This is a genomic window from Prauserella sp. PE36 (genome assembly GCF_003311655.1).
Lineage (GTDB): Bacteria > Actinomycetota > Actinomycetes > Mycobacteriales > Pseudonocardiaceae > Prauserella_A > Prauserella_A endophytica.
Genome location: NZ_QEQT01000020.1, coordinates 1 through 12,615, shown reverse-complemented (window position 1 = coordinate 12,615; position 12,615 = coordinate 1). Strand labels below are relative to the sequence as shown.

Sequence of the window (12,615 nt, the reverse complement as noted above, 5' to 3'; positions counted from 1 at the left end):
TGCGCCCGCCCGTCTCCCACCGCCGCCCAAGCGGAGGCGCTGCGCGCCGCTGTGTCGATTCGACGCAGTGAAGGTGGCCTTCGCTGCGGTCAGCGGAACGAGATCTGCAGGACCGGCTCGGAGGTCTCGGCGAAGAAGTCGTTGCCCTTGTCGTCGATGACGATGAAGGCGGGGAACTCCTCGACCTCGATCTTCCAGACGGCCTCCATGCCGAGCTCGGGGTACTCCAGCACCTCGACCTTCTTGATGCAGTCCTGGGCCAGCCGGGCCGCGGGGCCGCCGATCGAGCCGAGGTAGAAGCCGCCGTGCTGCTTGCACGACTGCGTCACCTTGTTGGACCGGTTGCCCTTGGCCAGCATCACCAGCGAGCCGCCCGCGGCCTGGAACTGGTCGACGTAGGAGTCCATGCGGCCCGCCGTCGTCGGCCCGAACGAGCCCGACGCGTAGCCCTCCGGGGTCTTGGCCGGGCCCGCGTAGTACACCGGGTGGTCGCGCAGGTACCGAGGCATCTCCTCGCCGGCCTCGAGCCGCTCGGCGATCTTGGCGTGCGCGATGTCGCGCGCAACCACCAGCGGGCCGGTGAGGCTCAGCCGGGTCTTCACCGGCAGCTGCGACAGCTGCTCGCGGATCTCGGCCATCGGCCGGTTCAGGTCGACGGACACGACCTCCTCGGACAGGTCGTCCTCGGTGACCTCGGGCAGGAACCGGGCGGGGTCGCGCTCCAGCTGCTCGATGAACACGCCCTCGGCGGTGATCTTCGCCTTCGCCTGGCGGTCGGCGGAGCACGACACCGCGATGCCGACCGGGCACGAGGCGCCGTGGCGGGGCAGGCGGATCACGCGCACGTCGTGGCAGAAGTACTTGCCGCCGAACTGCGCGCCGATGCCGAACTGCCTGGTCATCTCCAGCACCTGCTGCTCGAGGTCGGGGTCGCGGAAGCCGTGGCCCAGCTCAGAGCCCTCGGTGGGGAGGTCGTCGAGGTAACGCGCGGAGGCGAGCTTGGCGACCTTCAGGTTGAACTCCGCCGACATGCCGCCCACGACGATCGCCAGGTGGTACGGCGGGCACGCGGCCGTGCCGAGGCCGCGCAGCTTCTCGTCGAGGAATTTCGCGAGCCGCTTCGGGTTCAGGACCGCCTTGGTCTCCTGGTAGAGGAACGTCTTGTTGGCGCTGCCGCCGCCCTTGGCCATGAAGAGGAACTCGTAGGCCGGGTCGCCGTCACCATCCTTGTGGTACAGCTCCACCTGCGCAGGGAGGTTGGTGCCCGTGTTGCGCTCCTCCCAGAAGTTCACCGGGGCCATCTGCGAGTACCGCAGGTTGAGCGTCTGGTAGGCCTCGAACACGCCCTTCGAGAGGGCCTCCTCGTCGGTGCCACCGGTGAGCACGCCCTCGCTGCGCTTGCCGATCACGATGGCCGTGCCCGTGTCCTGACACATCGGCAGCACACCGCCCGCCGAGATGGCGGCGTTGCGCAGCAGGTCCATGGCCACGAACCGGTCGTTGCCGCTGGCCTCGGGGTCGTCGACGATCGCGCGCAGCTGGGCCAGGTGCGACGAGCGCAGCAGGTGCTGGATGTCGGTGATCGCGGTGCGGGCAAGCGTGGTCAGCGCCTCGGGGTCGATCTGCAGGAAGCGGCGCTCGCCCGCCTCGACGACGCGCACACCCTCCGTGGTCACCAGGCGGTACTCGGTGTGCGTGTCCTTGCCGAGCGGCAGGACTTCGGTGTGCTGAAACGGGGTGGTGGAAGAGGTCACAGCTCGGGCTCCGTCGCACGTGGTCAGGTCAGGAAAGGCTTCGACCGTACCGCGCGTTGTCACCGACCGGACCGGACCCGTGCCCGTCCGCGACGCAGATCACCTGCGTGGAGCCCGGAAAACACCCCGGAAATGCGGAAGGCCGGGCCCACCCCGACGGACCCGACCTTCCGGGGAAAGCGACCGGCGCCGGAGGCACCCGCCGCGAAGTCCTCACGCCATGGGTGACGCGCGGGTGGCGGGGACGTTGCCCCGCCATGCCCACGACCGTCTCGTGATCCACGTCATAAGTCAACGCGGCCTTCCGGGTGTCCCCCGGTGCCCCGGCGTGACGGTGCTGGTCAGCTGGCGTACGCCCGCAGGCGGTCGGCCCGCTCGCCCTGACGCAGCTTCGCCATCACCTCGCGCTCGATCTGGCGCACGCGCTCGCGGGAGAGCCCGAAGTGCTTGCCGATCTGGTCGAGCGTGCGCGGCTGGCCGTCATCGAGGCCGTAGCGCAGGCGGATGACGTGCTGCTCCCGGTCGTCGAGCGTGGCCAGCACGCGGCGCATGTCGTCCTGCAGCAGGCCCGAGATCACGGCGCTCTCGGCGTCGGTGGCCTCGGAGTCCTCGATGAAGTCGCCGAGCGGCGCGTCCTCCTCGGTGCCCACCGGCATGTCGAGGCTCACCGGGTCGCGGGCGTGGTCGAGCAGGCTCGACACCTTCTCCGCGGCGATGCCCGACTCGGCGGCCAGCTCCTCGTTGGTGGCCTCACGGCCGAGCTGCTGGTGCAGGTCGCGCTTGATCCTGGCGAGCTTGTTGACCTGCTCGACCAGGTGCACGGGGAGGCGGATGGTGCGGCCCTGGTCGGCCATGCCGCGCGTGATGGCCTGGCGGATCCACCACGTGGCGTAGGTCGAGAACTTGAACCCCTTGGAGTAGTCGAACTTCTCCACCGCCCTGATCAGGCCCAGGTTCCCCTCCTGGATCAGATCGAGCAGCGGCATCCCCCGGCCCGTGTACCGCTTCGCGAGCGACACGACGAGCCGCAGGTTGGCCTGCAGCAGGTGGTTCTTCGCCAGCTGGCCGTCACGGACCAGCGCGGACAGCTCGGCCCGGCGCTCGGCGGAGAGCTCGGTGGTGTCGAGCATGTGCTGGGCGAACACCCCGGCCTCGATCCGCTTGGCCAGGTCGACCTCCTGCGCCGCGGTCAGCAGCGCGGTCTTGCCGATGCCGTTCAGGTACACGCGGACGAGGTCCGCGGAGGGGCCCTGCGCGTCGAGGTCGGGCTCCTCTGTCGGAACGGCGGCCACGTTGTCCGCGCGAGCGGCCATCGGGATGTCCCGCTCGCGGATCCCACGGGCCTCACGTTCGAGAGTCTGGACGGACATTCTGCCTCCCCGGTCAACGGGCTGACGTGTGATGCGGACGCACGCCTGCGTTGCGCGTCGCACCGGAGAGCCTGTGGAAACCCACCGGCGCGAGCCCAGCTTGCTGGCTGGACACTCGGATCAACGCCGGCGTGCGCCAAATCGTTCCCGCACCCCGCGCTGTGTTGGGCGCCTCACCTTGAGCAAAGCTGAGGTTTTCCTGAGAACGATGAGAGGCCTGTGGTCAGGGAGCTTTCCGGGGGGCTTGGTCTAAACCTCGACGAGGACGGTGAACGGGCCGTCGTTGACGCTGTGCACGGCCATCATCGCCCCGAACCGACCCGTGCTCACCGTGGCGCCGCGTTCCCGGAGCCGTTCGACGACCGTGTTCACGAGCTTCTCCGCAGCCTCCGGCCGGGCGGCGGCGGTCCACGATGGACGGCGGCCTTTCCGCGTGTCTCCGTACAAGGTGAACTGACTGACCACGAGCAGCGGTGCATGCGCGGTCGCGCATGACTCCTCGTCGCGCAGAATGCGCAGTTCGTGGAGCTTCCGCGCCATCGTGTCGGCCTGCTCCGGTGTGTCGTCCTTGTGAATTCCCAGCAGTACCAACAGGCCCGGCTCGTCGATGGCGCCGACGACCTCGCCGTCGACGGTCACGCTGGCCTCCGTCACGCGCGCCGCGACCGCCCTCATGCCACCACCTCGAGCATCCCGTGCCGCACCAGTTCGGCCACCACCGGGAGTGCGGCCTGTTCCAGTTGGGCCTCGTCCTCGCCGTGCGCGACCGCCAGCAGGCCCAGCAGGTCGGCCAGCGGGAGGACGCCGCGGCATCCGGCCAGCAGCGCCGTGGCCAGCTCGTCCAGCTCGTGCTGCCAGCCGGGCCCGTCGGTGCGGTGCAGCCGCGAGATCGCGGTCCGCCAGCCGTCGTCGGTCGGCTCGTCGATGCGCTCGAGCACCACCGTGTCCGGCACGCGGAACACCATGTCCGTCAACTGGGAACCGTGGCCGCGCAACCACTCCACCCGGTCCAGCCACGCGGCGGCCTCGCCCCCGAGCGGGTCGTCGTAGGCCTGCCGCAGGTCCTCGCACACGATCGTGGGCGTGCCCTCCGTGCGCCGCAGGGTCACGAACCCGAATCCCACCCCGGCCACGTCGTTCGCCGCGAACCAGTCGAGCCACGCCTCGGCCTTGGCCCGGCCCTCCGCCGAGCGCGGGTCGATCCCGGCGTCGCGCAGCCACGTGCCGACGTAGAGCGCGGGCTCGGCGATGTCCCGCTGGACGAACCACGCGTCGGTGCCCTTCGGCAGCCACTGGCTCACCCGGTCGGCCCAGTCCTCGCCCTCCACGTGCAGCCACGACGCGAGCAGGTGGCCGACCCCGCCCTCGGTGAGGAACGCGGGCAGCTGCCGCACCACGAGCGCGCTCGCGTCGTCACCGGCGAGGCCGGAGTCGCGGTACACGTAGTCGACGCGCGCGGGCCCCACCACGAACGGCGGGTTGCACACGACCTGGTCGAAGCGCCTGCGTGCGACGGGAGCGAACCACTCGCCCCTGAGCAGCTCGACGTCGAGCTCGTTCAGCAGGAACGTGCCCCGCGCCAGGCGCAGCGCCCTCGCCGAGACGTCGGTCGCCGTGACCCGCTGGGCGTGCCTGCTCGCGTGCAGCGCCTGCACGCCGTTGCCGGTGCCGAGGTCGAGCAGCGTGCCGACGCGACGGCGGCTGGTGGCCCTGATGAGGCTCAGCGACGCGTGCCCGACCCCCAGCACGTGGTCCTCGGGCACGGGCCCGCCGAGCTGGTCGGAGTCGAGGTCGGCCACGACCCACCACGAGCCGGCCTCGTCGCCGTGCGGGCGCACGTCGAGCCCCGCGCGCAGCCGGTCGCCGTCCGCGCGCAGCAGTCCCGCGGCGACGGCGTCCCCGACGGGCAGCGACCCGAGAGCGGCGGCGACCTCGCGCGCCGGCTCCGTCTCGCCGAGCAGGAAGAGCCTGATGAACGTGCCCAGCGTCCCCGCGTCACGGCTCGCCCGCAGCGCCGGGACCGGCTCGCCGCGCCCGAGCGCGGCGTGCGCCTGGCCGCCGAGCGCCTCCACCACGCCGTCGGCGTCGTACCGTGCCGCGAGGAAGGCGTCGCGCAGGCGGGCGCAGAGGTCCGCGGTCAGCTCGGGAAGATCATCGCTCACGGTGTGTCATCGTCCCACGCCGCCGCCCCTCGGTATCCGGCGAGGCGGCGCCCGCCGTGGTCAGATGGACCGATGGGGACCCGACCTGTGGAGCGCGTGCTGTCCGGGCTCGACACGCAGCTGCCCGACCTCGAACGCCTGTACGTCGACCTGCACCGTCATCCCGAGCTGTCCTTCCGCGAGACCCGGACGGCCGCGAAGCTCGCGGCGCGGCTGACGGGGGCCGGATACGAGGTACACACCGGGCTCGCGGGCACCGGCGTGCTCGGCGTGCTGCGCAACGGCGAGGGCCCGACGGTGCTGCTGCGCGCCGACATCGACGCGCTGCCCGTGGAGGAGCGGACGGGGCTGGAGTACGCCAGCACAGCGCGTGCCGTGAACGAGGACGGCAAGGAGGTGCCCGTGATGCACGCGTGCGGGCACGACATGCACGCCACGTGGCTCTCCGGCGCCGCCACCCGGCTCGCGGAGGCCCGTTCGGAGTGGTCCGGCACGCTGCTCGTGGTGTTCCAGCCCGGGGAGGAGTCCGGCGGCGGCGCGCGGGCGATGGTCGCCGACGGCCTGTTCGAGCGGGGCGGCACGCCGGACGTCGTGCTCGGCCAGCACGTCACGCCGGGGCCCGCGGGCTGGGTGCTGACGAGGCCCGGCGTGCTCATGGCTGCCACCGACGCCCTGCGCGTCATCCTGCACGGGCGCGGCGGGCACGGCTCCCGGCCGGAGACCACGGTCGACCCGGTGGTGCTCGCGGCGTCGGTGGTGCTGCGGTTGCAGACCGTCGTGTCGCGCGAGCTGGCCGCGACCGAGTCGGCGGTGCTCACCATCGGATCGCTGCACGCCGGCACCGCGCACAACGTCATCCCCGACGAGGCGGCGCTCGAGCTCAACCTGCGCACCTTCGACCCGCAGGTGCGGGCCCGGGCGCTCGCGGCGATCGAGCGCATCGTGCGCGGCGAGGCACAGGCGGCGGGCGCCCCGAAGGAACCGGAGCTCACCGAGCTGGCGTCGTTCCCGGTGACGGCGAACGACGAGGAGGCCACCGAGCGGCTGACGGCGACCTTCCGGGAGCACTTCCCGGAGGGCCGCGTATGGGACGCCCCGCTGGTCACCGGTAGTGAGGACTTCGGCGAGCTGGGCACCGCCGCCGGTGCGCCGTCGGTGTTCTGGCTGGTCGGCGGCCTCGACGAGCGGATGGTGCTCGACGCGATGAGCGCGGGCCGGTTCGAGACCGATGTCCCCTCGAACCATTCGTCCCGGTTCGCACCCGTGCTGCACCCGACCCTGCGCACCGGCGTCGAGACGCTCGTCGCGGGTGCGCTCACCTGGCTGGGCTCCCCGGGTATCGCCTGAGCTGGCGCGGTGGGAGCATGGACGGGTGGAGGTGAGGCCGGTGCACGAGCACGACAGGCGGTCTGATCCGGTGCTGATCACCGCGGCGGCACCTTCCTACGACGACGAGCTGGCCGCTCGCAAGCGCAAGTACATGTTCACCATGGGGATGCGGTTCCCCTGCCTGATCCTGGCCGGCGTCTTCTACCACACGTGGTGGCTCGCGCTGGCGCTGCTGGTGCTGTCGGTGCCGCTGCCGTGGATCGCGGTGCTGATCGCCAACGACCGGCCGCCGCGCAAGGCCGAGGAGATCAGCCGCTACCAGCGCGAGGCGAAGCAGCTCGAAGCCCAGGAGCACCGCGTCATCGACGGCTAGCGAGTCGTTCGGGACGGCTTGCGTGGCGGCGCGGGCCGTGGTGCCCGCGGGCGCGAGGGGCTCCGCCGCTGCTGAGCGGGCCAGGCCCTAGCCGGGCGGCTGCGCGCCGACCCTGCTGACCGCCAGCGAGCCGAGCCGCACCCCGGCCCGCAGGCTCTCCTCTGCGGGCTCCCCGCGCAGCCAGGCCGCGAGCAGGCCCGCGTTGAAGGCGTCGCCCGCGCCCGTGCTGTCGACGCACTCGGCGGGCTCGGCGGGCACGCTCACGAGCCCGTCCCGGCCGACCCACGCCGCGCCGTCGAGCCCGGTGGTCACCACCACCGCCCCGGCCACGTCCAGCAGCCGCGCCGCCGACTCCGCTCCCTCCTGACCGGTCAACGCCCGCAGCTCCGCCGCGTTGGGCAGCAGCACGTCCACGCCCCGCACGTCCGCGAGGAACTTCTCCGGGTCGGTGAGCAGCGCCGCCGACTGCGGGTCGACCGAGGTGGTCAGCCCCGCCTCCCGCGCGGCCGCCAGCGCGGCGAGTCCCGCGGGCCGCGACGACGGGTCGAGCAGCACGTACCCGGACAGATGCAGGTGCCGCGCACCTGCGAGGGCCGCGGCGTCGATGTCGGCGGGGGACAGGCGTGCGTTGGCGCCGCGGTCGGGCAGCATGCTCCTCTGCCCCTCGGCGTCCACGAGCACCACGACACAGCACGTCGGCGCATCGGGATCCACCGCGAACGCGCACTCGACGCCGGCCGCCTCGAGCCCGGCGCGTACGGCGCGGCCCCCGAGGTCGTCCCCGATCCGGCCGACCAGCGTCGGCTCCGTGCCCGCCGCGCGCAGCCACAGCGCCGTGTTCGCACCCGCGCCGCCCCCGGTGAGGCGCACCTGGGCCCGCGTGTCGCCGCCGTGCACGACGGGGCCTTCGTGTCTGGCCACCACGTCGAGGCCGGCGTCGCCGACGACGACCACCTTCACGGAGCCAGCTCCACCGCCACCTCGGCCGCGAGGCGCACGTTGGCGACCACGAGCTCCTCGTTCGCGTCGAGGCTCACGCCGCCGCTCGCGGTGTGGAAGTGCTCGAGCAGCACGGGCGTCACGTCGGCGCCCTGCACGGCGCGCGAGGCCACCAGCTCGAGGCCCTCGGCGAGCAGCCGGTCGTGCAGCGTTCTGTCCATTTCGGACTCCGGAGGGATCGGGTTCGCCAGCAGCACTCCGGAGTCGGCGAAGTGGCGGTGCGCCGACACCACGGCGGCTACCTGCGCGGGGTCGTCCACCCGGCGAGGCGCCGGCAGCCCCGACGAGCGCAGGTAGAAGCCGGGGAACTCGTCCGTGCGGTAGCCCAGCACCGGCACCGAGTTGGTCTCCAGCACCTCCAGGGTCGCCGGGATGTCGAGGATCGACTTCATGCCGGAGCACACCACCAGCACCGGCGTGCGGGCGAGCGCCCCGAGGTCGGCCGAGACGTCCCAGGTCACCGGCGTGCCCGGCAGCGGGAGGTGCACGCCGCCCAGCCCGCCGGTGCCGAACACGGCGATCCCGGCGGCGTGTGCGAGCGCAACCGTGCTCGCCACGGTGGTCGCGCCCGAGCCGCCGAGCGCCAGCACCGGGCCGAGGTCGCGCAGCGAGAGCTTGTCCAGCCCGGCGTCGGGCGCGCACACGCGCTCCAACTGGGCGGGGGAGAGGCCGACGAGCGCCTGCCCGTCGAGCACCGCGATGGTGGCCGGCACCGCTCCGGCGTCGCGGACGGTCCGTTCGAGCCGGCGCCCGACCTCGAGGTTGCGGCCCGGCGGCAGGCCGTGGGACAGGATGGTGCTCTCGAGCGCGACGACGGCGGTGCCGGCGGTGCCGGCGGCCAGCGCGTCGGCGACCTCGGCGGACATGGCGAGGCGGTGCGGAGCGGGGCTGATCACGGTGAGCATCCTCGCCTACCGGGCGTGGCGGAATCGCCGGTGGGTGGTGATCGGGTCCTCCGGCCGCGCGGCTCATGCGGCATCATGGACGCGTGAGTACGCAGACTTTGCCTGAGGTGGACACCCGGCCCGAGGGTACCGAGACCACCGACGACGACGCGCCGAAGATGTTCCACTACGTGCGCAAGAACAAGATCGCCGAGAGCGCGGTCATGGGCACGCACGTGGTGGCTCTGTGTGGCGAGGTGTTCCCGGTGACGAAGTCGCCGAAGCCCGGCTCGCCCGTGTGCCCGGACTGCAAGAAGATCTACGAGGGCCTGCCGCCCGGCGGCGAGGAGTAGCCCGCGCTCTCGGGCCGCACCTCGTCGTCCGCTCCCGCCGGGGCCTCGTCTCCGGCGGGCCGCTCGCCCGGTTCGTCCGGCTCCTCGTTCCGCTCCGGCTTGCGCGGCCTGCGCAGCGGGATGGTCGTCCGCTGCCACAGGCTCATGCCCTCCTGCTGGCGCATGCGCTCGTTGGCCCGCTCCATCTCCAGCCTGCGCCACCGGCGCCGTTGCCGCCGGGTCATCTTGGCGGGCCACAGCTCCTGGATCGCGGAGTTGAAGTAGGCCCCGGCCACGATCGCGAGCCCGATGAAGAACGTGAACAGCAGGAACGCGATGGGCGTGGCCAGCGCGCCATAGGTGTAGCCCGTGGTCGTGATCCAGCTGATGTAGATCCGCAGCCCGACACTGGACAGCAGGAAGATCACCATCGCCAGCGCGGCGCCCGGGAGCCCCCGGTGCCACGGGAGCTTGCGCGGCAGCGACACCTTGTAGAGCGTCGCGAGCGCGAGCACGAGCAGCACTCCCACGGTGGGGTAGTACAGCGCGCCGACCCACGTCGCGATGGTGGGCCGCCAGTCGACCGGGAAGAACTCCGGCAGCAGGTCGGGCCCGATCGCGATGATCGGCAGCCCCACCACGAGCAGTACCAGGCTCGCGAGGTACAGCAACAGCGCGAAGATCCGCTGCCACACCTCGTTGCGCACGCCGTACTGGTCGTGGGCCACCGTGATCGCGTCGACGAAGGACGACATCGCCGACGAGCCCGCCCACAGTGAGATCAGGAAGCCGACGGAGACGATCTCGCCCTTGCCCGTGGTCAGGATGTCGTCGACCGTAGGCTCGATGATCTGGGTGACGACGCTCTCGCTGAAGATCGTCTCCGAGAAGTCGATGAGACCGTCGTGCACCTGGCGCACGACGGTGTCGCCGAACCAGTCGCCCAGGAAGCCGAGGCTGCCGAGCAGACCGAGCAGCAGCGGCGGGAGCGACAGCGTCTGCCAGAACGCGGCCTCGGCGGACTCGGAGAAGATGTTGCCGTCCCACGCCTTGCCCAGGGTGCGGCTGATCAGGCGAACGGGTCCCTTGCGCCTGGCCCTCGGTTCAGGCGCGTGGCGGCCGCCGCCCTCCTGCTTACCCGGGTCTCGCGTCTCCATCGCGCTTCAAGCATGGTCCATGGGCGGGAATTCGGCGCGCCGGGTCCCCGAGTCGTCGGCGTGCCGCCGGGCTGCGCTGTCGGTGGCGGCGGGTACGCTCGTCTGCGCGCCCTCACCGCGTGACCCGGCACGGCTGCCGGGTCGCCTCCCGTGGGGGCCTTCGTGTGTCCGCGAACGGCGCGGGCCGGTCGGCGAGAGGAGTTGGAGCGTCGGTGTCGGATACGGCCCAGGCCCAGCACGGGTTCGCCGCACCCGAACCCCAGCACGACGCCACCGCCCGCCCCCTGCGCGCGTGGCAGCGCAGGGCACTCACGAAGTACCTCACGCAGAAGCCCAAGGACTTCCTCGCCGTGGCGACGCCCGGCGCGGGCAAGACCGTCTTCGGCCTGCGGATCGCCGCCGAGTTGCTCTCCGATCGCACCATCGAGGCGATCACTATCGTCACGCCGACCGAGCACCTCAAGCACCAGTGGGCGATCTCCGCCGCGGCGGCCGGCATCGCGATCGACTCGAACTTCCGCAACACCACGGGCGTCACCTCGTCCGACTACCAGGGTGTCGCGGTCACGTACGCGCAGGTCGCCGCACATCCGAACCTGCACCGGGTGCGCACGGAGAACCGCAAGACACTGGTGATCCTCGACGAGATCCACCACGCCGGCGACGCGAAGTCGTGGGGTGAGGCCGTGTCGGAGGCGTTCACGCCCGCCGTGCGCAGGCTGGCCCTCACCGGTACGCCCTTCCGCAGCGACGACTCGCCGATCCCGTTCGTCACCTACGAGCCCGACGCGGACGGCTCGCTGCGCAGCAAGGCCGACCACTCCTACGGATACGCCGACGCGCTCGCCGACGGCGTCGTCCGCCCCGTCGTGTTCCTCGCCTACTCGGGGGAGGCGTCGTGGCGGACCAGCGCGGGCGACGAGTTCACGGCGCGGCTCGGTGAGCCGCTGACGGCGGAGCAGACCGCGAGGGCGTGGCGCACCGCGCTCGACCCCGGCGGCGAGTGGGTTCCCTCGGTGCTCCAGGCCGCCGACACGCGGCTCACGCAGTTGCGGGCCGCCGGCATCCCGGACGCGGGCGGGCTGGTGATCGCCACCGACCAGGAGTCGGCGAGGGCCTACGCCAAGATCCTGACGCGCATCGCGGGCGAGCCGCCCGTGGTGGTGCTCTCCGACGACCCCAAGGCCACCAAGCGGATCGGCGAGTTCTCCGACTCCGACGAGCGCTGGCTGGTGGCCGTGCGCATGGTGTCGGAGGGCGTCGACGTGCCCCGCCTCGCCGTGGGCGTGTACGCGACCAGCGCGTCGACGCCGCTGTTCTTCGCGCAGGCGATCGGCCGTTTCGTGCGGTCGCGCAAGCAGGGCGAGACGGCGAGCGTGTTCCTGCCGAGCGTGCCGGTGCTGCTGGAGCTGGCGAGCGAACTCGAGGCCGAGCGCGACCACGTGCTCGGCAAGCCGCACCGCGAGAAGGACGGCTGGGACGACGAGCTGCTCGTCGCGGCCAACCGCACCGAGGACGAGCCCGGTGAGGAGGAGAAGGCGTTCACGTCGCTGGGCGCCTCCGCCGAGCTGGACCAGGTGATCTACGACGGGAACTCCTTCGGCACGGCGGTCTTCTCGGGCAGCGACGAGGAGCAGGAGTACCTCGGGCTGCCGGGGCTGCTGGAGCCGGACCAGGTGCGCGCGCTGCTGCGCAAGCGGCAGGAGGAGCAGCTCGCCGACGCCAAGCGCCGCAAGCCGCAGGCTTCGGAGGCGGCGGCGCCCGAGGCGGCGCCGAAGCCGAGGTCGGTGGGCGAGCGGATCGCGTCCCTGCGTAAGGAGCTCAACACCCTCGTCGGCGTCTACCACCACCGCACCCGCAAGCCCCACGGCGCCATCCACAGCGAGCTGCGGCGCATCTGCGGCGGCCCGCCCACCGCCATGGCCACAGTGGAGCAGCTCGAGGAGCGCATCGCCACCCTCCGCAGCTGGTAACGCCGCGCGATTCCCCGCCCGAGCCCGCGAGTTGCCCGCTGGGGCGCGCGAGTCCCCCGCTCTGGCGCGCGAGTTGCCCGTTCCGGTGCCCGAGTTGCCCGCTCCGGGTCGAAATCCTGGTGCGGCGCCGTTCCTGAGCGCGCGACTCGCGGTCCGGGGTGCACGACTCGCGCGCTGGGAGGTACGCCTCGCGGGTCCGGAACGCACGACTCGCGTGGGCACGTACGACTCGCGGTCCTGAGCGGGCGACTCGGTGTCCAGAACGGGGGACTCGCGGTCCTG

General features: G+C 72.3%; 11 protein-coding genes. 4 read left to right on the top strand and 7 right to left on the bottom strand.

The window, feature by feature from the left end; all coding sequences use genetic code 11:
• Positions 1-89: 89 nt before the first annotated feature.
• The 4 genes from DI005_RS00535 to DI005_RS00520 form a co-directional block, all read right to left on the bottom strand.
• Positions 90-1,754, bottom strand: coding sequence for a fumarate hydratase (locus tag DI005_RS00535; protein ID WP_113640943.1), 1,665 nt, complete (start codon positions 1,752-1,754; stop codon positions 90-92).
• A gap of 341 nt (positions 1,755-2,095) precedes the next feature.
• Positions 2,096-3,124, bottom strand: coding sequence for a sigma-70 family RNA polymerase sigma factor (locus DI005_RS00530; protein WP_112267022.1), 1,029 nt, complete (start codon positions 3,122-3,124; stop codon positions 2,096-2,098).
• 249 nt (positions 3,125-3,373) lie between these two features.
• A complete protein-coding gene (gene dtd / locus DI005_RS00525; protein ID WP_112267020.1) occupies positions 3,374-3,799 on the bottom strand; it encodes a D-aminoacyl-tRNA deacylase in 426 nt (141 codons plus the stop codon).
• Positions 3,796-5,286, bottom strand: coding sequence for a methyltransferase (locus tag DI005_RS00520; RefSeq protein ID WP_113640942.1), 1,491 nt, complete (start codon positions 5,284-5,286; stop codon positions 3,796-3,798). The genes dtd and DI005_RS00520 overlap by 4 nt, the downstream gene beginning before the upstream one ends.
• A 72-nt stretch (positions 5,287-5,358) precedes the next feature.
• Between DI005_RS00520 and DI005_RS00515 the strand changes: the two genes are divergently transcribed.
• Complete coding sequence (locus DI005_RS00515; protein ID WP_112267016.1) at positions 5,359-6,633, top strand: M20 family metallopeptidase; 1,275 nt, start codon at positions 5,359-5,361, stop codon at positions 6,631-6,633.
• A 40-nt stretch (positions 6,634-6,673) separates the two neighbouring features.
• Positions 6,674-6,988, top strand: coding sequence for a DUF3099 domain-containing protein (locus tag DI005_RS00510; protein WP_112268245.1), 315 nt, complete (start codon positions 6,674-6,676; stop codon positions 6,986-6,988).
• A gap of 87 nt (positions 6,989-7,075) precedes the next feature.
• Here the strand turns inward: DI005_RS00510 and DI005_RS00505 are convergent, their stop codons facing one another.
• Entirely contained in the window at positions 7,076-7,948 is an 873-nt protein-coding gene (locus tag DI005_RS00505; RefSeq protein WP_112267014.1) for a carbohydrate kinase family protein, read from the bottom strand.
• Entirely contained in the window at positions 7,945-8,853 is a 909-nt protein-coding gene (locus tag DI005_RS00500) for a pseudouridine-5'-phosphate glycosidase (RefSeq protein WP_113640944.1), read from the bottom strand. Before DI005_RS00500 ends, DI005_RS00505 begins: the two co-directional genes overlap by 4 nt.
• Before the next feature lie 122 nt (positions 8,854-8,975).
• On the opposite strand from DI005_RS00500, the gene DI005_RS00495 reads away from it, so the two are divergent.
• Positions 8,976-9,224: a DUF3039 domain-containing protein gene (locus DI005_RS00495; RefSeq protein ID WP_112267010.1), complete on the top strand. Its 249-nt coding sequence runs from the start codon at positions 8,976-8,978 to the stop codon at positions 9,222-9,224.
• On the opposite strand, the gene DI005_RS00490 is transcribed toward DI005_RS00495, so the two are convergent.
• Positions 9,191-10,360 carry a YihY/virulence factor BrkB family protein gene (locus DI005_RS00490; RefSeq protein ID WP_113640941.1) on the bottom strand — a complete coding sequence of 390 codons (1,170 nt, stop codon included), beginning with the start codon at positions 10,358-10,360 and terminating at the stop codon, positions 9,191-9,193. The genes DI005_RS00495 and DI005_RS00490 overlap by 34 nt on opposite strands.
• 212 nt (positions 10,361-10,572) lie before the next feature.
• Between DI005_RS00490 and DI005_RS00485 the strand changes: the two genes are divergently transcribed.
• On the top strand, positions 10,573-12,333 hold the full coding sequence (locus DI005_RS00485; protein WP_112267006.1) for a DEAD/DEAH box helicase: 1,761 nt from the start codon (positions 10,573-10,575) through the stop codon (positions 12,331-12,333).
• Positions 12,334-12,615: the final 282 nt, after the last annotated feature.

Excerpts from the sequence above, each read along its gene's own strand:
- DI005_RS00530 (WP_112267022.1), bottom strand. The coding sequence starts at position 3,124 with ATGTCCGTCCAGACTCTCGAACGTGAGGCCCGTGGGATCCGCGAGCGG.
- dtd (WP_112267020.1), bottom strand. The coding sequence starts at position 3,799 with ATGAGGGCGGTCGCGGCGCGCGTGACGGAGGCCAGCGTGACCGTCGAC.
- DI005_RS00515 (WP_112267016.1), top strand. The coding sequence starts at position 5,359 with ATGGGGACCCGACCTGTGGAGCGCGTGCTGTCCGGGCTCGACACGCAG.
- DI005_RS00500 (WP_113640944.1), bottom strand. The coding sequence starts at position 8,853 with ATGTCCGCCGAGGTCGCCGACGCGCTGGCCGCCGGCACCGCCGGCACC.
- DI005_RS00490 (WP_113640941.1), bottom strand. The coding sequence starts at position 10,360 with ATGGAGACGCGAGACCCGGGTAAGCAGGAGGGCGGCGGCCGCCACGCG.